21 protein-coding genes are annotated in these 23,510 nt (G+C 50.8%); 14 read left to right on the top strand and 7 right to left on the bottom strand.

What is annotated here, in order from left to right; all coding sequences use genetic code 11:
• Window positions 1–114: 114 nt before the first annotated feature.
• Complete coding sequence (locus tag KB213_RS01365) at window positions 115–1,026, top strand: hypothetical protein (protein ID WP_211680189.1); 912 nt, start codon at window positions 115–117, stop codon at window positions 1,024–1,026.
• A 109-nt stretch (window positions 1,027–1,135) separates the two neighbouring features.
• Entirely contained in the window at window positions 1,136–2,374 is a 1,239-nt protein-coding gene (locus tag KB213_RS01360) for a glycosyltransferase family 4 protein (protein ID WP_211680187.1), read from the top strand.
• A 67-nt stretch (window positions 2,375–2,441) separates the two neighbouring features.
• Here the strand turns inward: KB213_RS01360 and KB213_RS01355 are convergent, their stop codons facing one another.
• Window positions 2,442–3,581: a glycosyltransferase family 32 protein gene (locus tag KB213_RS01355; RefSeq protein WP_211680185.1), complete on the bottom strand. Its 1,140-nt coding sequence runs from the start codon at window positions 3,579–3,581 to the stop codon at window positions 2,442–2,444.
• Between the two features lie 226 nt (window positions 3,582–3,807).
• Here KB213_RS01355 and KB213_RS01350 point away from each other — a divergent pair, with 226 nt between their 5' ends.
• Window positions 3,808–4,221, top strand: a complete 414-nt coding sequence (locus KB213_RS01350) for a hypothetical protein (protein WP_211680183.1) — start codon at window positions 3,808–3,810, stop codon at window positions 4,219–4,221.
• 50 nt (window positions 4,222–4,271) lie between these two features.
• Here KB213_RS01350 and KB213_RS01345 read toward each other — a convergent pair whose 3' ends face one another.
• The 3 genes from KB213_RS01345 to KB213_RS01335 all read right to left on the bottom strand — a co-directional run bounded on the left by KB213_RS01345 (window position 4,272) and on the right by KB213_RS01335 (window position 8,910).
• On the bottom strand, window positions 4,272–5,591 hold the full coding sequence (locus KB213_RS01345) for a glycosyltransferase family 32 protein (protein WP_211680181.1): 1,320 nt from the start codon (window positions 5,589–5,591) through the stop codon (window positions 4,272–4,274).
• 231 nt (window positions 5,592–5,822) lie between these two features.
• On the bottom strand, window positions 5,823–6,326 hold the full coding sequence (gene dps, locus KB213_RS01340) for a DNA starvation/stationary phase protection protein Dps (RefSeq protein WP_211680179.1): 504 nt from the start codon (window positions 6,324–6,326) through the stop codon (window positions 5,823–5,825).
• A gap of 31 nt (window positions 6,327–6,357) precedes the next feature.
• Window positions 6,358–8,910: a glycosyltransferase family 2 protein gene (locus KB213_RS01335; protein ID WP_211680177.1), complete on the bottom strand. Its 2,553-nt coding sequence runs from the start codon at window positions 8,908–8,910 to the stop codon at window positions 6,358–6,360.
• A gap of 307 nt (window positions 8,911–9,217) precedes the next feature.
• Here KB213_RS01335 and pstC point away from each other — a divergent pair, with 307 nt between their 5' ends.
• Genes pstC through KB213_RS01305 form a run of 6 tightly spaced genes read left to right on the top strand, consistent with a single transcriptional unit; the run spans window position 9,218 to window position 14,638 of the window.
• Window positions 9,218–10,192, top strand: a complete 975-nt coding sequence (gene pstC, locus KB213_RS01330) for a phosphate ABC transporter permease subunit PstC (protein ID WP_211680176.1) — start codon at window positions 9,218–9,220, stop codon at window positions 10,190–10,192.
• Complete coding sequence (gene pstA / locus KB213_RS01325; protein ID WP_211680174.1) at window positions 10,189–11,061, top strand: phosphate ABC transporter permease PstA; 873 nt, start codon at window positions 10,189–10,191, stop codon at window positions 11,059–11,061. The genes pstC and pstA overlap by 4 nt, the downstream gene beginning before the upstream one ends.
• 17 nt (window positions 11,062–11,078) lie before the next feature.
• Window positions 11,079–11,861 carry a phosphate ABC transporter ATP-binding protein PstB gene (gene pstB / locus KB213_RS01320; RefSeq protein ID WP_211680172.1) on the top strand — a complete coding sequence of 261 codons (783 nt, stop codon included), beginning with the start codon at window positions 11,079–11,081 and terminating at the stop codon, window positions 11,859–11,861.
• A 5-nt stretch (window positions 11,862–11,866) separates the two neighbouring features.
• Window positions 11,867–12,589 (top strand): phosphate signaling complex protein PhoU, encoded by a 723-nt coding sequence (gene phoU / locus KB213_RS01315; protein ID WP_211680171.1) that lies wholly within the window; start codon window positions 11,867–11,869, stop codon window positions 12,587–12,589.
• The gene (locus KB213_RS01310) at window positions 12,586–13,311 is read left to right on the top strand and encodes a response regulator (protein ID WP_211680169.1); all 726 of its coding nucleotides are present in this window, start codon (window positions 12,586–12,588) and stop codon (window positions 13,309–13,311) included. The genes phoU and KB213_RS01310 overlap by 4 nt, the downstream gene beginning before the upstream one ends.
• A gap of 4 nt (window positions 13,312–13,315) precedes the next feature.
• The gene (locus tag KB213_RS01305; RefSeq protein WP_346266646.1) at window positions 13,316–14,638 is read left to right on the top strand and encodes a sensor histidine kinase; all 1,323 of its coding nucleotides are present in this window, start codon (window positions 13,316–13,318) and stop codon (window positions 14,636–14,638) included.
• 14 nt (window positions 14,639–14,652) lie between these two features.
• Here the strand turns inward: KB213_RS01305 and KB213_RS01300 are convergent, their stop codons facing one another.
• Window positions 14,653–16,065 (bottom strand): amino acid permease, encoded by a 1,413-nt coding sequence (locus KB213_RS01300; RefSeq protein WP_211680167.1) that lies wholly within the window; start codon window positions 16,063–16,065, stop codon window positions 14,653–14,655.
• A 203-nt stretch (window positions 16,066–16,268) separates the two neighbouring features.
• Window positions 16,269–17,294: a lytic transglycosylase domain-containing protein gene (locus KB213_RS01295; protein ID WP_211680165.1), complete on the bottom strand. Its 1,026-nt coding sequence runs from the start codon at window positions 17,292–17,294 to the stop codon at window positions 16,269–16,271.
• Window positions 17,295–17,429: 135 nt separating this feature from the next.
• Between KB213_RS01295 and KB213_RS01290 the strand changes: the two genes are divergently transcribed.
• Genes KB213_RS01290 through KB213_RS01270 form a run of 5 tightly spaced genes read left to right on the top strand, consistent with a single transcriptional unit; the run spans window position 17,430 to window position 22,707 of the window.
• Window positions 17,430–17,918: a flagellar basal body-associated FliL family protein gene (locus KB213_RS01290; RefSeq protein WP_346266645.1), complete on the top strand. Its 489-nt coding sequence runs from the start codon at window positions 17,430–17,432 to the stop codon at window positions 17,916–17,918.
• Window positions 17,915–19,039 (top strand): flagellar motor switch protein FliM, encoded by a 1,125-nt coding sequence (fliM, locus tag KB213_RS01285; protein ID WP_346266644.1) that lies wholly within the window; start codon window positions 17,915–17,917, stop codon window positions 19,037–19,039. The genes KB213_RS01290 and fliM overlap by 4 nt, the downstream gene beginning before the upstream one ends.
• Window positions 19,040–19,054: 15 nt before the next feature.
• On the top strand, window positions 19,055–19,519 hold the full coding sequence (locus tag KB213_RS01280; RefSeq protein ID WP_211680163.1) for a DUF6468 domain-containing protein: 465 nt from the start codon (window positions 19,055–19,057) through the stop codon (window positions 19,517–19,519).
• A 6-nt stretch (window positions 19,520–19,525) separates the two neighbouring features.
• Window positions 19,526–20,206: a MotE family protein gene (locus tag KB213_RS01275; RefSeq protein WP_211680162.1), complete on the top strand. Its 681-nt coding sequence runs from the start codon at window positions 19,526–19,528 to the stop codon at window positions 20,204–20,206.
• Window positions 20,203–22,707, top strand: a complete 2,505-nt coding sequence (locus KB213_RS01270; protein WP_211680160.1) for a hypothetical protein — start codon at window positions 20,203–20,205, stop codon at window positions 22,705–22,707. The genes KB213_RS01275 and KB213_RS01270 overlap by 4 nt, the downstream gene beginning before the upstream one ends.
• Before the next feature lie 2 nt (window positions 22,708–22,709).
• Here KB213_RS01270 and KB213_RS01265 read toward each other — a convergent pair whose 3' ends face one another.
• Window positions 22,710–23,306 (bottom strand): TetR/AcrR family transcriptional regulator, encoded by a 597-nt coding sequence (locus tag KB213_RS01265; protein ID WP_211680158.1) that lies wholly within the window; start codon window positions 23,304–23,306, stop codon window positions 22,710–22,712.
• Window positions 23,307–23,510 lie beyond the last annotated feature (204 nt).

Below are 23,510 nucleotides of genomic sequence, written 5' to 3'. Positions count from 1 at the left end.
ATACATTTCTTCAAGAATGGAATATTTCATGTGCGTTTATCGCTCTTGGCTTTAGTTTGGCTGCTTGAGTTCCGTAATGACGCCCGGATGTGTGGGACCTATTGGGAGTAAAGAATGACAAACTCTGAAGAAACGCCTGGGCCAAATCGGGTTATTGACCTGAAAGCCAGCGCTCGTCTGATGGTGCTTGATGCAGGCGTGTTTTGTATTTTTCATCCTCCTGGGCAAGCCGATTCGGGCCCAAGTGGCTTGCCAGGCGTGCGGATTTCACGTGCACCTGCGACACCGGCTGGTTTGGTAAGTATTAGTACGTTTGATGAAGACGGTTGGATTGGAGGCAGTAAAGGCGCTGCGCTCGTGCGCGTTCTGCGTGGTCCTGCCGCTGTTTTGGTTACGACGTACCAGGACCCAAGCAGTGAAGCCGGCGCGCCTCAGCTTCAAGTCGTGCAATTGGCTGGTCCAACGGCTGCAGTAGCGCCTGCTACCGCAGAAAGCACACCGGAGCAGGTTGCAGCACCAGCAGCACAAGGCTTGGAGATCTCGGCGCATGTTCAACGCCGCGGTGACGTTGGTGGTGTTATTGGTGAGTGGATGGGCACGCCAGAGAGCCAGACATGGATCGAAGGGTTTGCAGTCGCTCCAGTCGATAAAATCCCAGCAACTGATATTGAATATCAGGCTGTGCTTGGAAAAGGTTGGCTTTCACCTTGGGCAGAAGGTGGTCAATATTGCGGTTCTCGCGGTATGGCTCTGCCGATTTTGGGTCTGCGCGTACGTCTGAAAAATGAATCCGCAGAAACGCATGAAGTGCGCCTGACGGCAACGTTCACAGATGGTACTCGTTTGGGGCCGGTTGATGGCTCGACAGCACTTGAAGCAGAAAGCTTAGCGCCTCTGGAAGCATTTTTGCTGGAAGTTGTTCCTTTAAAAACAGCCTCAAAAAAGGCTGTAAGTGAAGGATCAGAAGAGGCGCCAGCAAAGAAGGTGCGTTCTTCTGGGCGGCGGAAAGCGGCTTCAGGCAAATAATGAGTGGTGCCCCCAACGCAGCTTTTAAAAAGCGTACGTTGGGGGTTTACAATGTGCGGTCCTGTATGAAGAGGCAGGTCGCTGGCTGTTTCTCGGTCAGGACAATTACGTGCGGTATCTTTTCGTTCATCAAAACTTTCCGGGACAGTTCTTACATTTTGTTCGTCACTTAAGCGCTCAGGGCGGGCATGAGATTGTTTTTCTTTCTGAGGCCAATGCAGGTGATATTCCTGGTGTAAGGCGGGTTATTTACCGTACGGAGCGTGAGCCTGCTGAAGCGACGCATCCTTATTTGCATGAGTTTGAACGAGGTTTATTGAGAGCTGAAGCGGTTGCGCGCTCTGCAAGAACTCTCAAAAATCTCGGCTATGCCCCGGATATTATTATTGGCCATCATGGTTGGGGTGAGTTGTTGAATCTTGTGGATGTTTTTCCGGATACACCCATTTTGGGATATTTGGAGTTCTTCTACCATTCTGATCGCAATGATGTGGGCTTTGACCCAGAGTTTCCGCCGAGCGCAGATTTGCCGTCTCTCGTTCGGATAAAAAATTCGATTAATTTACAGGCCCTGAATTTGCCAAATAGTGTAGGTCAGACACCTACAGTGTTTCAAAAGCAGACTTATCCGGCATGGGCACAGTCAAAGATGGCTTTGCTACATGAAGGTGTGAATTTAGAGGCATGTAAACGCGACGGACGCCTTAGAAATCGTCATTTGACCATTGGCGGTGTGCATATTGCAGCGAAAGAACCAGTGGTGACTTACGTCGCACGGAATTTGGAGCCTTATCGTGGCTTCCATGTTTTTATGCGGGCTTTGCCACGAATACAGGCTGAATGCCCTGATGCGCGTATTATTCTGATTGGTGGGGATGGTGTTAGTTATGGAAACCCGCCTCCAGGGGGAGGTAAGTGGCGTGACCATATGTTGGCGGAGTTGTCTGGTCAGATTAATTTAGACAAGGTGCATTTTGTTGGTCATGTTGCTCATGATGATTTCCGAACGTTAATTCAGCGCTCTGATGCTCATGTTTATCTTACATATCCTTTTGTTGCTTCGTGGTCGCTGCGTGAAGCAATGGCTGCCTCTTGCCCGATTATTGGGAGTGATACTGCACCCGTACGAGAGTTTATCGAAGATGGTGTGACGGGCCGTTTGGTACCATGTCTGGAACCAGAGCGTATTGCTGATGCGGTTGTAGAGCTTCTACAGGATAGAGCCTTGGCGCGTCGTTTGGGGAGTGGAGCACGTCGGTATGCGGAAAGAGAACTCTCTATGGATGGATATATCGCACGCTATGAAGAGTTGGTACGGGATATTTTGGCTGGAAAGCGCGCGTTCTAAGCACTAATGCACGGCCCGAATATGAAGAGCGGGCCGTGATTGTTTAAGAATGGTGGAGGAGATGTGGCTACTGGGCGTGCCACGATGCTCCGCTATTCTTATATTGTACTTCATATTCTTCTACAAAACGATCGAAAGCAGCTTGGTCATCAATGCGCATAGATGGCAGGAATGCGTCGAGCTGAAGGCTTTGGTAAAGTGCGCGGCTGACGGCACGATTGAGAACGCCAGGACCTGTTTTGAATGCAATATAAAGACCTGGATGGCGAAACATATTTGCCCAAGCTGTCATCATTGCGTTTGTAATGATTGGGCTGGTTGGTGCGGCTCCAAAAAAATCATTATGAAGGACGTAGTTGCCTGTCGTGAATAACTGGCAGTTTGTTTTGATGTCTTTTAGTCCTTGCCAAGCCTCAGCGGATTTTACTCTTAGATCCGCATCAAGCCACCAGCCACCATGCGTTAAAATGACGTGAAGGCGCAGAAGGTCTGCACCTTCAGCAGGGTGGCGGACGTTTAAGAAGAGGTCTTTTGCTTCTTGTCCATAGTGATCATACAGCCAATCAGCGGCGCTGCTTTGGTCAAAGACAGTAAAGGAATCGCCAAGAAGTTCGCGGTGGTACTGGATATTGGCTTGAATTTCTGGGGGCGGATTTTTGTCCCAGTACATGTAGAGATGATGAGGAATACTGGGTGCTGAATCAGGGAAACCCGTATCGCCGAAAGACCGAATCCAGCTGAGGGCAATTTCAAGGTAAAGGCGGTCAATTTCTTCGCCAGAGTGGAACTCTTCAAAGGCATTGCCCATGAGTGCAAGGCTTTTTTCCGGGTTATGATCCTGCCAAGCTGCACGGATGCCGCGGATATAGTTCGCCATTAAGGGCGAGTAAGATGCTAATTCTTCTACTTCATTTTCAGGTAGGGGCTGTGCAGCCTTTAGGAGGCAAAGAAGGCGAACCTGTAGCAGTGACTGGGGTAGTGGGTATTCTGTCTGGGATTTGCTGTGCAGATCAAAGGCTCGGCGATAAAAAGAGGACGCCTCAAAAACTTTGTTATGGATATGCAAAATGTTGGCAATGGCGAAAGAGTGCTCAACCGTATCAGCGCCATGGCGTTCGAGATAAGCTGCTGCCTGCCCATCGCCGGCAAGATCTGCCGCGCTTGGAGAGGAAGATTTGTGCAGGCTTTGATCGTTGTTTTCGCTCATGGACTAATCTTCTTTGAGTGTATGCGTATTATGATTTTTGAAGTTAGCAGATAATTCTTAAAAAATCTTGAGTGCAATAAAGAGTTCTTTGAACTTTTGAGGCTATATCGGGATAGATAATTCAGCCATGATGCAGTCACGTGTTAAATTTAACTCTTCCGGCACATAAGGCGGGTCTTAGTTTCCTGTTGAGGTGTATGGGGCTGATTGGACGAGGGGAATTTTGATGTCTCAAGAATTACTTCCAGGCTTTAAAGAAATGTTGCAGGGGTGGGTGTTAAAAAAAGGCCCGGCTCGCGCTCCGCAGCGTATTACGGACGCAGATGCAGATGAGATTGCACGCGCTTCTATTGAGGCATTGCATCAGCGGGTTATTGGTGAAGGTTGGGGTAGCCTTGAAACGCTGACGCAAGGCTGGTTGGTGCAGCGTCAAAAAGGGCAGAAACCCTCCCCGGTGGGAGAAGAAGACTTTCGTGCCTTTACGCTTCTTGTGCTGCGAGGCTTGAGTGCGCCGCAGGGAAAAGCAGAAGAGGGCGCTGTTGTGCAGGCGGAAGAAGAAGGTGTTGAGGGGGCGGAATCGGAAGAGGTGCCCGAAGATACTTTCCGTTTTGCGCGTGAGCATCTGGCTCGCGCATTGTAAAATTAAGAGTATAAAAAAGGCGGCCCGTTATTATGGGCCGCCTTTTTTATTTAAGCTGTATACCAAGATGGTAGTTGTTGCTTGTACGGTGTGTCGAATTCTTCGATCATATCGTTGAATTTATGATGGTCGAAAATTTCGATTTTCTTTGCTGGTGGGTTACCAAGCAAGCTGCGATGTGCGATTCGGTTAAGGGCGCGGTTAAAGATACCTGGGCCTGTTTTATACGCGATGAAGAGACCGTGGTGCAGATAGCAGTTACGGTAGAGTGACAGGAGGCAGTCACTCAGCACATCACTATTGGCAACAGATCCAAAAAAGTCATTATGAACAACATTATTGTGCGTTAGGAAAAATGCTGCGCCAGCATTGCGGGTTGCCATGAATTTGAGCGCGTCTGAATTTTTGACGCGAATATCGGCATCCATCCACCAACCGCCAAGCAGTTGGATAACATGAACACGTAAGAAGTCTGCCGCTTCAGCAGGGTGGCGTGCGGCAAGGAAAAGAGAACGCGCTTCAATGCCATAATGTTGGTAAAGCCATTCAGCGGCTTCTTCTTTGTTGAAAAAATGCGTTTCAAAATGTGGAATGTTTTTGTGTAATTCAAAATTCTTCTGAATTTCTTCAGGTGGATTTTGATCCCAGTACATGAAGAGTTTACGCGGTATTTGCCCGTAGACACCTGCGTCAGCATTGGGCTCGAACGGAGATGGTGAAGCTTGCCGGGCTATTTCCAGCGTGATGCTATCGACCTCTTCGCCGGTATGGAACTCATCATAGGCATTGCCGATGGTATTTAAGGCATCGTGAGGTGTGACGCCTGCCCATGCGCGGGCTGTACCGTCAATGTAGTTCGCAAATGGGATGTTGAGCGAACGTAGTTCCAAAAGTTCTTCTGCAGGTACGGGCAAGCCTGCTTTGAGACGGCAAAGTAGGCTGACTTGCAGGAGTGTCTGCGGCAGGGGGTAGTGATTAGGCTCTCTGGAGTGGAGGTCATACGCTTGGCGGTATGCGCGTGAAGCTTCAGAGACGTTGCGGTTGGTGTGTAAGATATTGGCTAAGGCAAAAGCCGTTTCGACCGTATCAGCACCATTTTGCGCAAAAAATTCGCGTGCCTGATGATCGGCTTCTGGGAGGTCTTCTAACGTTAAACGCTGTTGATGGGCGGGCTCCGCTGGTGTTTCCGCAGGCGCTTCCGGTTCATGGGTTTCTACGACTGGCTCAATGGCCGGAGAAGAGGCTTCTTCCGATGGGGGGGGGGTATCTTGGGGGGCAGCTTCTGTTGCGGCATCATCGCGCAACGCGTCCCATTCAGAGAGATCCCAATTGGAATTGCTATCACCAAAACCCGCTGCAGAGACGCTCATGCGTGTTTTCCCGTCAAGTGTTTGTTAAGGTTCGAAGCATTCAAAGAATACAACGGACTGATAAGTTTATTGGTAACCCTCAAAAGAGAGCGGGGCAAGATTATGAAAAGGCGGGTAGAGCAAAACTCTACCCGCCTTTTCATCGTGACATACAGAAAGTGTTTCTAAAAGAAGAAGAGCGTTATTGCGTGCAATTATTGATAATTTTTCTTCTTTTAGGAGGAAGACGTTTTATGCAGAAGGCTCTTGTACGTGTGCTTCTAAGAACCAAAGGTCCTTATCGAGGCCGCGTGACACTTCCGTGAAAAGATCGGCAGTATCATCATCACCCGCTTCGGCGGTGATGGTAATAGCCTCGCGTACGTTGTTTGCTACGATGGCATAGCGCTCAATGAGTGCTGAGATATGGTCGGAAATTTTGTAAATATCGGTTGGGTAGGCTGGGCATGATGATGACTGAGCAACATTTTGCACAGTGCCGAAGGCCGTTCCGCCAAGTTGTACGGCGCGTTCCGCTGCAGTATCGACGAAGCCATCAACGCCTGTACGAAAGCCATCGAGCATTTCGTGGACGCCAATAAATTGTGGGCCTTTAAGGTTCCAGTGTGCTTGCTTAATCACGAGCGCAAGGTCAATCAGGTCCGCTAAACGCGCGTTGAGCAGTTCAATGGAAACGTTTTTGGTGTTGTCCGCAGTATTGTTCTTCGTGGCGTGACGATAGGAACTGACAGTCATGGTACGTTGTCCTTTTCAAGCTGCAATACACTTAAACACGTTGTGTTGTTTCACCAGAGGTCAAGGTCTCTGGGTCTTCCAGTTCAAAGAAAGGCTGTTGATCAACCCGGAAGAAGCGTGAGTAAGCGGGGTCTTGTTTGAACAGTGGTTCATGCTCCCAACGGGTGAGCATGGTCTGAGTTTCTAGGAAGAAGCGTGTTTCATGCTCGGGACGGTCATCGCTGCCGCGGCTTAAGCTTTCATGGTGCACAGCAATAGAGTCGGCACTGAAAATGATGCGATAGCCTGCCTTGCGAATCTTGAGGCAAAGATCAACGTCATTGTAAGCAACGGTGAGATGTTCATCATCAAACCCGCCGACAGCGTCAAAAACATCTTTGCGCACGAGCATTGCTGCCGCTGTCACCGCAGTTACTTCATGCGTTAACATGGCTCGGCCGATATAACCGTAGTCGTTGGCTGCAATGCCACGTTGAGTATGGACCGCAACAGCAGGAGCGCCGACGGCCACGCCAGCATGTTGTACTGTATTGTTGGGGTATAAAAGTTTTAAGCCGACGGCACCAATGTCCGGGGCAGCCAGAGCTTCGCTCATGGCAATGTTAAGCCAATTTTTTTGCTCAACAAATACGTCATTATTTAAGAATAAAATAAAGGGGGATGTGCTGTTGGATACGGCTTTATTATTAATGAGGGAATAATTAAACGGTTCTTCGATGCGAAGGGTACTAATTTTTTTATTTTTTTGAATTTCTTTTAAATATTCTAAAGTTTCTTTTTCTGTTGACCAATTGTCTACGAGGATAATTTTGAAATTTTTATAGGATGTGTATTGTAAAAGTGCATCAACACATTGACGTGTTGTTTCGACTTGATCACGGAATGGAATAATAATGGTGACTTCAGGTTGTTCGGTGAGCGTGTATTGCGCACGATAAACTGTAAGATTGTTAATCGATGACACTTTTACTTTGTGTTTTTTGCGTGTCAGGTGGTCTTTCACGCAGCGCACACCCGCATCAACAGCATATGTTTTATTGGCTACGGTTACCGCTGTAGAATTGGGGGTTTTGCGCCAGTGGTAAAGCAATTCTGGAACGTGGTGAATCTCGTCAGGCGTGAGTATTTCGGTAGCTCTAAGAACAAAATCATGATCTTGCGCGCCGTCATATTGCTTTGACAGATGACCGACTTTGCGCATGGTTTCTGTATCGATCATCGTGAGATGACAAATGTAGTTGCAGCCTAGAAGGTAGCGGTAGTTAAAATCAGGTTTGAAGTTTGGTTCTAGATAGTAGCCCGCTTGATCAATTTTATCTTCATCAGAATAAATAAGCTTAGCACCAGTCTTTTGTGCTGCGCGCACCATAACCTCTAACGCGATATCTTCCATCAGGTCGTCATGGTCGAAAAAGACAACATACTGGCCTTGAGCCGCATCCATTCCGACGTTCGTAGCGTTTGAAATGCCTGCATTTTTGGTGAGTATAATGGGGCGGATGCGCTCATCTTGCTTGGCAAAACTATTGATAGTTTTGGTGGTTTCGGCCGATTTCCCGCAGTCATCAATAATGATGAGTTCCCAGTTGCTGTAAGTTTGGTTGAGAACAGATTGGATAGCGGCCTCAAAGTCGCTTTTGAGTGGTCGGTACGTTGGGCATAGCACCGACACGAGTGGTTGCGGTGGCGTCCCGTTTTGTGCGGCATAGTCACGTTCTTGTGCGGCAAGTACGCGGCGCATTGGATAATAGCGCCGTGCCCAACGATCATAATCTCTGAGTGTATCAGGGCGTTTGGGAATGAGTGAGCGGACATCTTTGCGGAGAGTGCTTAACTCGCGGTGCAGGCCGTCGATAACATTTATGAGGTTCACCAATCGCGTTTCTAAAGCATCATCTGTGACCGCACTGATGATGGGTGTGCCGGGAATCGTGAGTTTGTTGGGGAGTGTAATCACCTCAAAGTGGTGAGGAGCACTTCCACGGAAATGCAAAGGAATGGGAAGTTCAAAGCCGCAGTTTGGTGAGCACCCTAACGCGGCGGCAACATCGCCGCGATACAGGTTTGCGCGGGCTTGAGATGCAGGTCTTCCGTCCACGAGAAGGGAGACCGTGACATCGCCCTCTAGGTCGCCGCTTGGTGAAAGGCGCTGTAGTGCCCAGCCACGCACAGCGCCGTGTGTAATGCCGTCTGCATGGCTGACAATTTCAGGGGTATAGTCGAGTTGGAAGGTAATTTCGTCATGTGAAGGTGTCGCGTCTTCTTCGGGGAGTGGTAGAAGAATGGGGCTGCGGTCTGGTAGCCGAAGTGACAGCGTGTGTGGCTGGCCGTCGTGAAAGTGAGGGGGGATGGTAATGTTAATGCCGTGGTTTTCATGAGGGAGTTGGAATGCGTTTTGAACGTCTATTCGTGGTTCGTTGCAGGTGGACTGAAGTACTTCTTGCTGGTCTATAAGAATATGTACGGTTACGGGTTTGAGTGTTATTGTATCAAATGCCCATCCGGAAATTGTACCGTTGGTAATTTTATCAATATTGCTTCTAAAAATACTAGATATTTGTGGTTTTGAATTATTTTCTACCATGGAGAATTATACCTTCCGTTTTAAATGTATTGTTAACTTTTCGGGGCTTTGTTTTTGCCGTTGTTGTTAAGGTCTGATTTTCCCAAATGACAATAATGACATTTCTATAAGAGCGTCAATTCACGTACGTATACAAATTGATAGGCTTTTTATTGTGAAGGGAGGTTATTTTTTAAATGACATAAATCTTTCACTGTGGCGAATGAAGCTTGAGGTTGTGTCTCGTGAGAAGGGACGGTAATGCCTCAATAAAAGCGGCTTTTGTCGCCGCATGACGCCTGAACTTAGATGTTAGAGCCTAACCAGCATGACCCTTGCCCCTACTAGGCAGACCGAGACTTCTCCTTCTTCTTTTGAAAAAGAAGAGAAAAAATCGGGCTGGACAGATAGTTTTTTTCACTTGCTCGTCGGTGGGAGTGCCCTTGTGGTGCTGCTTGCGTTGGGTGGGTTGGTTCTGTTGATGGGATATGGCGGGCGAGAAGCCTTTCATATTTTTGGTTTGCAGTTTGCATTCCATAATGTGTGGAATCCCGTCACGAATGAATATGGTGCGTGGGCTCCACTTTTTGGTACGATTATCAGCACGCTCATCGGCGTTGTGATTGCAATACCTTTGGCTTTTGGTACGGCATTTTGGTTAACGGCTATCGCTTCGCCACGCGTGGCTTCCGTGATCGGTATGGCGGTGCAATTGCTTGCAGCTGTTCCTTCTATCATCTTTGGTATGTGGGGATTTTTTACAATTGTTCCGTTCGTCGCACGGCATATTCAGCCCTTTTTAACGCATCATTTCCGCCATACGCCTATTTTAGCACCGCTTATTCATGGCGCACCGTTTGGGACTGGATTGTTAACAGCAGGTCTTGTTTTGGCGGTAATGATCGCGCCGTTTATGACTGCTGTGATGCGTGATGTTTTTAGTGCAGTGCCGCCGATGTTGCGTGAGAGTGCGTATGGTCTTGGCGCGACACGTTGGGATGTGATGCGTAAGATTGTTGTGCCGTGGTCGCGCTCAGGGATCATTGGTGCTGCGGTTTTGGGTATGGGACGTGCTTTGGGTGAGACCATGGCGGTAACTTTTGTGATTGGTAATGTCACAGATGTTGGTTGGTCTTTATTCGCGCCGCGCAGCACGGTTGCTTCTTTGATTGCGCTCCAATTTCCTGAAAGCCCGGCAGGGTCTGTACGTTTATCGTCGCTTCTGGCGTTAGGATTTATTTTGATGTTGTTGTCATTCGTAAGTTTGGCTCTGGCGCGTACGCTCCGTGGAGATACAAAATGAGTGACGTGATGTTGAAGTCTGACGGTTGGGCGCCAAACCCTCGTGCAGCGCGTCGTCGCCGCTTTGATATGCTGGCAACGTTGTTTGGGATGGTAGCATCTGGCATTTTGGTGCTGGTGCTTGCTTCTATTCTCTGGACTTTGCTGTCTAACGGTCTGGCAGGATTGTCTGTTGCCGCCTTGGTAAAACCGATGGGTGCACCGGGCTCGGGTGGTGGTTTGGCGAATGCGATTATCGGTAGTGTAATCCAGACATTTATGGGGCTGTTGATTGCTACTCCGCTCGGCTTAGGGTGTGGCATTTATCTTGCGGAATATGGTTCCAAGTTGAATCGTTTTGCATCTTGCGTACGGTTTATTTCCGATGTGTTGATGTCGGTTCCTTCTATTCTGGTGGGCCTTTTTGTCTATCAGATTTTAGTGGCTCCATTTGGACATTTCTCGGGCCTGGCGGGTTCAGTGGCGCTGGCTATTTTGGCTGTGCCGATTATCGTGCGTACGACCGAAGATATGCTGCGTTTGGTGCCTGTGGCCATGCGTGAAGCCGGAGCGGCTTTAGGTGCGCCACGGTGGCGCGTAACGGTTTTCCTTTGCTTGCGTGCGGCTAAGACGGGTGTGACAACCGGTATTCTTTTGGCTCTGGCGCGTGTTAGCGGTGAAACGGCACCGCTATTGTTTACGTCTCTGGGTAACCAGAATTGGTCTTTGAGCTTAGATAAGCCAATGGCGAGTCTTCCCGTCACGATTTATCAGTATGCCGGTGCATCTTATGATGACTGGGTGCAACTCGCATGGGCGGGGGCGCTCTTGGTCACGTTGGGTGTGCTTGCCATTAACATTGCTGTCCGTATTTCAGCACGCCGCGGATAATTGAACAGGATTCTGACATGACAGACACTCAGCAACAGGCCGCTCCGCAAAATGCTCTTACGGTTCGTAACCTGAACTTTTTTTACGGGCAGCATCACGCGTTGCATGACGTAAATATTGACTTTCCGGCTCGCAAGGTAACAGCGATGATCGGTCCAAGTGGGTGTGGTAAGTCAACGCTGCTACGGATTTTTAATCGCATGTATGATTTGTACCCTGGCCAGCGTGCCGAGGGTGAGGTCATGTTTGATGGTCGCAATCTCCTCGAAAATGGGATTGATTTGAACATCATGCGCGCCCGTATTGGGATGGTGTTTCAAAAACCGACGCCTTTCCCAATGTCGATTTATGACAACATCGCTTTTGGTGTACGTCTTCATGAGCGTTTGACACGTGCACAGATGGATGAACGCGTACAGGATGTTCTGACGCGCGTGGCTTTGTGGGGTGAAGTGCGTGACCGTTTGCACGCGCCTGCCAGTGGTCTGTCAGGTGGGCAGCAGCAACGTTTGTGTATTGCGCGCTCTATTGCCACACGCCCTGAAGTGTTGTTGTTGGATGAACCCACATCTGCGCTGGACCCTATTTCGACGGCGCGTATTGAAGAACTTCTGGACGAGCTTAAGGAAGAGTTCACAATCGTTATTGTGACGCACAATATGCAGCAGGCTGCACGTTGCGCTGATCAGGTGGCATTCTTTTATATGGGGCGTCTGGTTGAAGTTGATACGGCGGATCGGATCTTTACCAACCCACGCCAGCAACAGACGCAAGATTACATTACCGGAAGGTTTGGATAATCATCATGGTTGACAGGTCCCATATCGTTAAAAGCTATGAGCAAGAGCTCGGGCAGCTTCGTTCGATGGTGTCACAGATGGGTGGCATTGTAGAGAATCAGGTGGCGCTGGCTCTGTCCGCGATTGCGGATCAGAATGAAGAAGCTGCAAGTGGCGCGACGCAACAAGATCCAGAAGTGGATGCGTTGGAGCGTGATGTTGAGGCGCTCGCTATTCGCCTTTTAGCTCTTCGGAGCCCCATGGCGAGCGATCTGCGTGAGATTGTTGCCACGCTGAAAATTACAGGGGATCTGGAACGTATTGGCGATTATGCGTCTTCTATCGCACGTCGTTCATTGCGGATTCGTAGCACAAGTGAGCAGATTACTCTTACGGGTCTGCGTTCAATGGGGCGTTTGGTGCAGGACAATCTGCGTCGTTCTATTGATGCTATTACGCAGCAAGACTCGAGCCGTGCGATGGAAGTCTGGCATTCAGACCGTGCTGTTGATGAGTACTATACGGCGCTCTTCCGTGAACTTGTGACGTATATGATGGAAGATCCGCGGAATATTCGTTCGTGCACAGAGCTTTTGTTTATTGCGAAGAATCTGGAGCGTATTGGTGATCATGCGACCAATATCGCGGAGCGTGTTTTTTACGCAGTGACGGGCGAAAATCTTCCGGCAGTTCGCCCGCGTGGTGGAATTGCAAGCACAGAAAACATTACGGATGCAACCGACCGGTGAGTGGCTCAACAGCTCTTCGTGCCAAAGGGCTCATTCTTGTTGTTGAGGATGACCCGGCACTCTCTTTGATGATGCGGTATAACCTTGAACAAAGAGGGTATCGTGTTGAGATGGCATCTGATGCAGAAAGTGCATTGGAGTTTTTAACGACGTCTCGCCCTGATGCGGCGGTACTGGATTGGATGCTTCCCGGTTTGTCGGGGTTGGATCTGTGCCGACGGATTCGTAGCAATCCGGCGTTGCGTGACTTGCCGGTGTTGTTGCTTACGGCGCGTTCTGAAGAGCAAGATGCTATTCGCGGGCTAGATACTGGTGCGGATGATTATCTGATCAAGCCGTGTAGTATTGATACGTTGGATGCCCGCTTACGTGCGTTGCTGCGCCGCCATCAGTCATCGTATGACGTACTGACCTTTGCCGACATTACGTTGGACCCGGAAACGCACCGTGTGGAGCGTGGCGGGCGTTTGTTGTCTTTGGGGCCAACAGAGTATCGTTTGTTGGACTTATTGATTCGTAACCCGCGTAAGGTCTTTTCCCGGGAAGATTTGCTGAGGCGGATCTGGGGGCAGAATATCCACGTCGAGATACGTACGATTGATGTGCATATTCGACGTCTTCGGAAGGCGATCAACGGGCCTAATGAAGCGGACTTGGTACGTACGGTACGTGCTGCAGGTTATGCGTTGGATGATGGACCTGTTGCACAAGAAGGTGCTTGATTAAGTGAAACCGCACGGGTTGTCTCTTGCTCTCAGCAGTGGTGACCCGCTGTGGCTTGGAATTGCTTTACTTGTTCCCGCAACAGCAGTTGGTTGGGGAGTGGCATTTTCTGCGTTGAGTCGTTTGCGTTATGCGCGCAAGCGTCTCATAGAACAGCAAGATAGTGCGATAGCTGAGCATTATGTAGAGCCGCCGGAATTGCCGATTGATGGTTTCCCAGGGTCGGTTCTTTTGTTGGATACGTTGGGCGCGTTGCTTCAAGCGAATCAAGAAGCCGTCTCTCAGTTTGGAGATAGTATTGGGGCAATTTTGCGCCATCCTGCTGCGCGTGGAGCGCTGTCCGCAGCGCTGCGTGCGGAGGCATTGGTGCAAGATGGTGCCCCTCCCGTGTGTTCGACGACATTTACGTTGGATGTCCCAATTAAGCGCACAATGTTTGTCGCATTGCGGCGCATTCCGGGAGCAAAGCGTTTAAACGATCGCATTTTGGTGCTTTTGACCGATCGGAGTGAGGCGCACGCGTTAGACCGTATGCGGATCGATTTTGTGGCACATGCGAGTCACGAGTTGCGTACGCCCTTAGCGTCATTGAGCGGTTTTATTGATGCTTTGCGCAATGGTGGTGCAAGCACGGACGAGGCAGTTCGTCAGCAGTTTCTTGATGTTATGGCGCAGCAATCGGCGCGTATGAAGCGCTTGATTGACAGGCTGCTTTATTTGTCTCGGGTGCAAGCGCATGAGCATCAGAAGCCTCAAAATATTGTAGAGGTCTCTGACCTTATGGCGTTGGTTTTGGATGAGGTTGCCCCCCGTTTTGAGGGGGAAGGTTATGCGCTGAAATTTGATATTGAGGATGATTTATTCATCCATGCGGATGAAGATGAGCTTGTTCAGGTTATGCTGAACCTCATTGAAAATGCGCTGCGTTATGGAAAGTATGACGATAAACTTTTGACGGTAACGTTAATGGCGCGCCGCGCTGCGGAGCAGGATGATCGTTGGCCCACTGAGGGCGGGGTTGTTTTGAGTGTGAAAGATGACGGGCGTGGTATGGAAGCTCATCATTTGCCACGTTTGGCAGAGCGTTTTTATCGTGTGGTGGATGCTGGACAGGTAGGGCGCACGCAGGGCTCTGGTCTTGGGCTGTCCATCGTGCGGCATATTATTGATCGGCACCAAGGGCGGATGCACATGGCGAGTGCTCCTAACCAAGGGACTTCTTGTCTTGTTTGGCTGCCGCCGCTTGTCGGTGATGCGGTTGTAGAGAGGGTACCGGGGCCGTCTATCTCTGTCAGTTCAGATGAAGCTGAACTGACAGATATCTAGAGGGACTCTAGCGCTTATTGTGTGCGGGAGCGTTTGATCACCCACCAACCGGCGGCTAAGAGCAGCGCAATCAGTGGAATGCTGGCGACGGTGTATGTGCCAGATGGATAGTCAAATGCCATCATCACCACGACAAACCCAAGAAAACCAAGAGTAGCCCAGTTCGTGATGGGCGCACCCGGCATAGCGAAGCCTGTAGGTGCAATTGTACCTTTCTTGATGGCAGCACGGAGGCGCATGTGTGAGAGCAGGATGCTGGCCCATGTGCCGATGATACCGATGGCAGCAAGGTTTAGAACGATCTCAAAAACCTGAGACGGGATGAAGTAGTTGAGTACGACGCCGACGAGATAGACGCATAATGTGGCGAGAATGCTGAAATAAGGGACTGAGCTCTTATTCATACGCGCGAAGGCTTTTGGGGCTGAACCACCAAGAGCAAGGGCGCGTAGAATACGGCCTGTGGAATAGAGGCCAGAGTTAAAGCTAGACAGCGCGGCAGAGAGCACCACGATATTCATGATGGTGCCGATGCCGGGGATGCCGAGCTTTTGGAAGAATGTCACGAAGGGACTGACGCCAGCGTGATAAGCGGTCCAAGGAAGCAAGCAGACGAGCAAAACGACAGAACCAACATAAAAAAGGCCGATCCGCCAGATAACGCTATTAACGGCTTTCGGCAGTACGCTGCGTGCATCCTTGCATTCACCTGCGGCGGTACCGATCAACTCAATGGCTGAATAGGCGAAAACCACGCCTTGCATGAGCATTAATGCGGGGATGAGGCCGTGCGGGAACAGTCCACCATTGCTAGTGATGAGGTGCAGGCCTGTATCTTGGCCAGCAATAGGGTGGCGGCTGCCGAGAACAACAATGCCGATGATTAAGAAAATGACGAGTGCGACGACTTTGATGAGGGAGAACCAAAACTCCATCTCACCAAAATATTTTACACCAATCATGTTCATGGTCCCGACGATAGCGAGGGCACCAAGCGCAAAGACCCATTGAGGAACGGCAGAAAAGACAGCCCAATAATGCATATAGAGAGCAATGGCTGTAATATCGACGATGCCGGTCGTGGCCCAGTTTAGGAATGAGAGCCAGCCTGATACGTAGGCGGCTTTTTCTCCGAGAAACTCGCGGGCATAGGTAACGAAACTGCCGCTTGTTGGGCGGTACATGACCAATTCACCCAAGGCACGGAGAATCAAAAAGCAGAAAGCGCCGCAAACAGCGTAAGCGATGGCAAGAGAGGGGCCTGCAATTTGAAGGCGAGACCCTGCACCCAAGAAGAGGCCGGTACCGATGGCGCCACCAATGGCAATCATCTGGATGTGACGACCGCCCAAGTCCTTGTGGTAGCCTTCTTCGCTTGTGGTCGTATCGGGCTGTGCATGAATCGGCGGAACGGGGTTAGACGTCATTTGTTCATCCTGCTGTGAACACATAGGGCGGTAGAGCGCATTTGGGCTGTTTTCCAGTCGTTAATGCTTGGCTGATATGCTTCTAGCGCATGAACCATAGCCGAAATGATCTCATGATGCGTGGTGTACGATCAAAAAAAGAACCTATTTCACGTTTTTTTTTATGAATTGTGTTCTTAGGGACCTCTCAATGGGTGGGAAAGTTACTGTCCAGGCTCTTTAGGAATGCAGGCCAGATTCTGGGCGGTGAGCTGGTGGCAGGCGGCTGCGGCGCTATGGGCATCAAGTCCGGATAGGCGGGAGCGCCAGAGGGTGCGGCCGTTAATGTTGACGGCTTGAACGGTGGTTTGTGTGGATTGCAGTGTAGAAAAGGCTGCTTGTCGGGCCATAGTTGCAGCAAAGCGGGCCTGTCCTACGCTGTTAAATGCGCCGACTTGGATACTCCATGCACCGTAATGAGAGATGGCGGGAGGTGGAGGCTGTTGGGTGATGTGTGGTTGTACTGGCGTTGGAATGGTGGGTTCTGCGGGGTTGGAGAAAGAGTTGGTTGTTGTGTTGCTGAGGGTGGGTGTCGGTGGAGCAAGCGTAGTTGTTGGTGACGTGCAGTTATCTGTCGTGTCATAGGCGGCGTTGGGATCACATGGCACAGCAGAGACTGGGGCAGGGAGGTTGGCTGTGTCGGTTTGTGTGGGAGGAGCGGGTGCGTATGCCCGTTTTGCCCATGCTGCACTGACGGAAGAAGAGTTTTGCGGTGTGGTGGTGGCGATATCCGCGGCGGCGGGTGGGGCATCACTCAGATGGGGGCTGATTGCGGCGATATAAGCCACGGTTTCGTGCGGTAGAGGGCGGGATTGGTTGAGATAGGCTTCTAGCCGTTGGGGACCGGCATTATAAGCGGCAAGGAAGGCGGGTGAGCCATATTTGCGTGAAAGAATGGCGATGTATTCTGTGCCTGCGGCGATATTGTCATGTGGGTCATAGGGGTCTGAACCGAGGTTTAAACGGTCCTGCATGTCTGCATAGGTTTGGGGCATCAGTTGCATGAGGCCCATCGCGCCGGAGCTTGAGGTGATGGGTTGGCCGTCTAAATACTCATGCCCGCCGGATTCTTGGTGCATGACGGCGCGGACCCAACTTTCTGGGACCGAAGAGTGCTGAGAGGCTTCACGAATATAGGGTCCCCATGGGTCGGCTGCTGTGCCGGGGGCACGGTAAGTAGGGTTGGCCATGCTGTAGCGGTCATAGGCAGAGCGGTGGCTGGCGCAGTTGGTGAGGAGTAGAGGTAGAAAAAGCCAAGCATATGATGCCCGTATAGGAGGGGCTGTATACCTAAAATTAACCTTTTCTGCACATGGTATGCACCTGTGAAGAGGAAGGGTGAGCAAGCGGTGACGACAGCTCCAGACATGAAAGATAAGGCCGGTATGTCGGGCAAAAAGCGCAAACTTATGCTGGCGGGCGTTGGTCTGGCTGTGCTGCTGGGCGTGCTTGGAGTTGTTGGTTTTCAGAAAATGCATCAGCCACCGCCTGCGCGAGAAGTAAAAAAGCCAGCCTTAACCATTCTGTCTATTCCCACGGTTGTGTCTAATCTTGATACGGGTGATGGCCGGGCGCGTTATGTTAAAATCACAGCACGTGTCCAGACGGAAGGGGCACCGGATGCTGCGAAGATGGCCCTTCTGATGCCGCAAATTCAGGATGCTTTCCAGACATGTCTTCACGGTATGCGACCAGATGAGATGGAAGGTGTTGGGATTTATCGTCTGCGCGAAACGATGTTGGTGCAAATTGAAAATATTTTAGCACCGATCCCAGTGAAGGATCTCTTCTTTGTGGAGGTTCTGGTTCAGTGACCGATCAAGAGGCAGAACTCCCCATTGCTCAGGACGAGGATGGGATGCCGGTGCCGCGTAATGCGGTATCGCTTGATGACTTTAATTTTGGCGATGATGAAGAAGAGAATGATGGGCGCATTCTGAATCAAGCTGAAATTGATAGTTTATTTGGCGGGGACGCTTCGTTTCAAGGTGATGAACGGGACGAAACAGGACTGACCCGTCTGATCAGCTCATCTCATGTGTCCTATGAACGCTTGCCGATGTTGGAGGTGGTGTTTGACCGTCTTCTTCGGATTTTTACGACCAGCTTACGGAACTTCACGAGTGATAATGTTGAACTCTCGATGGATCGTCTGGGGTCTCAGCGTTTTGGCGATTATTTGGACAATGTTTCTCCGCGATCGACCTTCGTGGTTTTTAAGGCTGAGGAGTGGGATGGCTACGGTATTCTCGTTCTAAGTTCGTCACTGGTTTACAGTGTTGTGGACTCTCTTATGGGGGGGCGGGATCGTGGCCAGTCACCGGGGGCGGCTCAGGCAGCAGACCGGCAGGAGGGGCGGCATCATACGGCTATTGAACGCTCTTTGGTTGAGCCATTGGTCCGGATGATTTTGAACGATCTTTCGACTAGTTTTAGTCCGCTTTGTGCAGTGAATTTTCGTTTTGAACGTTTGGAGCTTAATCCGCGCTTCGCGACTATTTCACGGGCAGCGAATGGCGTGGTGATGGCGCGGTTCGGTATCGATATGGATGGGCAGGGGGGCGATATTGATCTGATTTTGCCTCACGCCACGCTGGAGCCTGTTCGTGATATTCTTTTGCAGCAATTTATGGGTGAAAAATTTGGTCATGATGGTATTTGGGAAAATCATTTAGCTCAAGAACTCTGGCAAACCGATATTACGTTTGATGCAGTGCTTGAAGAGCAGGTTATGTCCTTGAACGATATTGTTTCTTTATCTCCCGGAGATCAGTTGATTATTCGCCGCAACCCGGAAGGGAAAGTACGCCTTCGTTGTGGTGATAAAACCTTGTTTCAAGGGCGAGTGGGTAAGAAGCAAGGGAACATAGCGATTTGCATAGAAGATGTTTTCATTGGTCGAGATGCAAAAATACATAATAAAAACTATGTATAGAGTGGTATAAAAATAATGGATTTATTTCAGACCTCCCTCGAGGTAGCTCTTCTTTTGATGCTGCTAATCACTTTATTTGTATGTTTGCATTTGGGACGCTCGTTGAGAGCATTGCGGCGGGATCGTACAGATCTAGATATGATGGTGGCCCAGCTTCGGCAGTATGGTGATGATGCGCAAAAAGGCATTGATCAATTGCAAAGTTCCAGTGAAGGCGTGGGGCGAGCATTAAGTAAGACCGTGGAAGCGGGGCAGGTGCTGAAGCAGGATTTAATGATGCTGTGTGAGCGGTCTGAAGCACTGGCGGAGCAGTTGGAGGGGAGTGTTTTTCAGCGGCGTGGACAGGAGAAACCAGTCAATACGGCAAGTCGAGTACGGAGTGCTCCAGCGGTAGCGACTGTAACTGATGCAACGGGCGGTTTAGGTAAAAGTGCTGCGGAGCGTGAGTTGCTTCGCGCATTGCGGCAAAAGCAGGGGTAACGGGTAATGCTTCTGCGCTTATTGTACTGTGCTAGCACGGTGATGATGTTGTTAATGGGTGTGATGGCTTATGATTTGGCCTCTCGCTGGATGGGTTTGGATTCATTTCCTGTTGCCGTTGGGGTGAGTGCAGAGGCGGCGCCGGAAGGGAGTGTGACGTCAGCGCCAGTGCTACCGCATGCTCTTCGCCATGATGAAAAAACCGTCGCTGTGCAGAATGGTTGTGCAGGGGGAGGGTGTACAGGGGGTGTATCTTTTTCTGCGCCACTGGACCCTGTTTTGAAGGCATCTTTGGCGGAGCGTGAAAAAGCACTGGACCGTCGTGAGCGCGCGCTAACCGACCGGCAAGCTGTGATTGAAGCAGCGGAAGAAGAGTTGCAAAAAAAGATGGCGGCGTTGGATGATGCGCGTAGTCGTTTGGATGCGAGCCGTCAACAAACTGCACGTTTGGTGGATCAAGATGCTGATCGTTTGGTGAAGATTTACGAGGCGATGAGCCCAGTGGATGCGGCGGCGATTTTCAACATTATGGATTTGCGTATTGGTGTCGGGCTTTTAAGTCGTATGACACCGCGGAAAGCGTCTGCAATTTTAGAAGTGATGTCCCCTCAGCGAGCGATTTTGGCGACGCAAATTTTGGCGAATACACATAACCAGCCTGTGCCATTGACAGGGCATAACGGATGAAGCGCGTAGGAGCCGTGCTTTTGGGGATGTGGGCTTTGTATGGTTCATGCGCTGAGGCTCAAGATGCTCTTTCGGTAAAACATCGGCATCACCACCACCGTAAAGTGAAAGGAATGCCCGTTGTGGCGGCGCCAGTAGCGCCTCCTGTGCCAGCAATGTCTGAGCAGGCTGCGGCGGTACCGCCCTCGGTAGGTGGTTTGCCTGCTCTCCCCACAGGATGGGCTGTTGTGGGGAAGGGGCGGTCGATGGCGGCTACAACGAAAGGGGATGGTCTAACGCCCATTTCTGCAGATGTTGCGGTCAGTGGGTTGTGGTTGCCATTAGGCGAGCGCACGCCCATCGCGATGTTTCGTGAAGGGACACAAGGGGTCATTGTCGCGGGCGGTGAACATGGTTTGGACACGTTGGGGAGTCTTGAAGCGGGTGGTTTTGCGCCAGTGCGCAGTCATGTTCTTCCGGGTGTGACGATTATTACGTTTACTTTGCCACAAGGCATGTTGGTGGGGGTGAGGCCGCAAGGTGCGGGCTGGGTGGTGGCTGCAACAGCGGATGTGCAGGCTGAAATGTCTTTAGGACGCTGGGGGAGTGGCCTTAGCTTTGTTCCACCAGAGCAAGATGCTGCTTTGGAAAGCGTACAAATTGATGATCCACTGTCCGGCCGACGTTTACTGGTAGGGATGGTGCGCGCGGGGCATGTGTCTTCTGAACGGATTGTGCGAGGTGACGGGTATCTTGTTCGTCCCAGTCTGATCGGGTTAGTGGTGGCGGCAGATGAAGATGCGTTGGAATTGCGCAATCTGGCCGGGCGCTTTGTATTGGATCGCATAGGGCCAGCAGAAGACCCGTTATTTGCTATGAGAGATTTGCCGGATTCGGGGGCAGCGTTGAATGGGGTCTCCTTAGGGCAGGGGACGCCAGAAGCATTGCGGGGAGCGGTCCGTGATGCGTGGTTTGCGGTTTCGGCATCATCTCCCGGGGAGCGTTTGAATACGCGTATCCATTTGGCGCAGAGTACGGCCCGATTAGGGCAGGCTGCGCAAACAGACCAAGTTTTGCAAACCATCATACGTGATGAGCCTGAGGCCTCTGGCCGTAGTGATGTGCGTCGTTTGCAGCAGGTCTCTTCGGTTTTGTTGGGGCGGGTGCGTGATGATGCGTTGATGGATGATGGCGGTACAGCGCCAGAAGATCAGTTTTGGCGTGGCATGATGCGGACATTGCCTGAGGATCCACGTTTGGGTCAACGGCCAGTGCCAGAGCGTTTGAAGGATCCAAAAGAGCAGGCGCAAACAGCGTATATGATTGCGGCCGGTTTGCCGTCCTTAATGTCTTATGCACAGCCTTTGCAGGCCGCTTTGCTGGGGCCGGCAGCGCTTTGGGTTGCGCGTTATGGCGATGTAACCGCACAAAAGGCTCTGGATAGTGTGCCAAAAACGCCCGATACGGCGTTGGCATATGCTGTGCGGGATATGCGGGCACATGCGCCGCAGGCGAAGCACGAGTTAGATATTCTAGCACATAGTGCTTCCCCTCATATATGGCCTGTAGCGCGTTTTTTACAGCTACAGCAGGGGGTGGAGAGCAAACAACTCTCTCAGGAAGAGGCCGTGCACCAGTTGGATCGGTTGATGCCGGGTTTCCGTATGGCGGGAATCGGTTCGGAAGCACAACACATGCTGTTGGAGGCTCAGTTACAGGCTGGGCAGATGCGGGACGCTTTGATGGGGTTGCTGCGTGGGCAGCATACTCCTGTGTCTGGAGAAGATGGAGAAGCATTGCAGCGCATTGCTTATGGTATGCGTGCACAATTGCCAGAAAATGTTGAGCAACGTGCTGAAGAGGCGGGGCTGCTGCGGCAGATTTTGACGCAACGTGACCGAATGCCGGTGGAGACACAGCGGACATTTCGCCAAGCATTGGCTGAGCGTTATAAAAGCTTGGGCTTACCTTTCGATGAGCGGGAGGTGCTTCAGAGTATTACGGAGGATGAAAATCCTCGTGCTCATCAGAAACGTTTGATGAGGTTAGTAGAGCTAGATCTTGCTATTGGCGATTTGGATATGGCGGCCCGTGATTTGGCGCATTTTCCCGAAATAGATGTGCCCCCCGTTGGTGCTTTGCCGGGGGGAGAAGGGAGTTCAGACCTTGCGTGTCTGAAAGCACGTTTATTGATGGCGCAGAAACGGCCTGTAGAGGCGATAGCTGTGTTGCAGCCTTATACGGATCATCAGGCTTCCGCCCTTTTGGCAGAGGTTGCGGAAGCCGTGAAAGATTGGAGAACAGCGGAAGCAGCACGTTTGAAGCAGTTGGGGGCTGAGAATCCGTCTCCTGCAGGGTTTGATGAGGTGCAAGCAGGCGTTGTTTTGCATGCGGCAGGTGATGCATCACGCGCACAGGACGTGACGACACAAGAAGCATTATGGAGCCGTTATCGTGATGTGATGATGAGGACATCATCCGCAGGTTTATTCCGTATCGTGACTGGGCACGCTGTAGAGTGAGGCTAGGGCGATGGAATATGGGCCGAGATAAAGATATGGACGCTGCTACGAATAAAGTTTTCGAGGTCTTTGCCTGTGCGGGGGCGCTTACATGTGCACAGATGGGCGAGTAATGTTCCGCCAATGGCACTGCCAAAGAGTTGGTCTGCTGCGTCGTGTACGTTGGGTATTATTAATTTTCCTTGTTGCACCTGGGTTTCGAGCCAATCTTGGATCGGGAAGTTCTTTTTGGACATTTCGAAGAGTTGCGTGATGCGTTCTGTAATCTCGGGGTTTCGTCCACTGGCGGCGATGACGGAGCGCAGGAGATTAATTTTTTCAGGGTGTAGAATAATTTCAGCGCTTTTGAGCGTTAACTGAATCAGTTGTTCTTCGGCGCTGTCTTTGGGGTCCGGCGTAAAAACGATTCGTGAAAAAAGGCGCTCTAGGATGACGGCCTCAAAAAGAGTGCGTTTTGATGGATAAAAATGGTACAGAGTCTTCTTAGACATCCCTGAATATGTAGCGACGTTATCCATCGATGCGGCATGATAACCGTGCTGGCAAATGGCTGTGCAGGCGGCATCTAAAATACGGTTTCTGCGCGTGGTCTCGTCCATAGCGTCGTGGCGCCGCCCGCAGCAATGCTGGGTAGAGTCAGGAGAGGTGGGCTCAGACGGTGTGGGGACGGGGCGCGACAAAAAATTAATTCCTTAGGTTCTGTAAGTTGATTGACGAGATTGGGGGAAACCAGCTAGTTTCCGTCCCAATAAAGGAAACTAGGAAGTTTCTCTATCACAGGATTGGCTCAGTATCATGCTTTC

Source organism: Neokomagataea anthophila (assembly GCF_018122595.1).
In the GTDB taxonomy this organism is placed as follows: Bacteria; Pseudomonadota; Alphaproteobacteria; order Acetobacterales; family Acetobacteraceae; genus Gluconobacter; species Gluconobacter anthophilus.
This window is presented reverse-complemented; position numbering and strand designations above follow the sequence as displayed.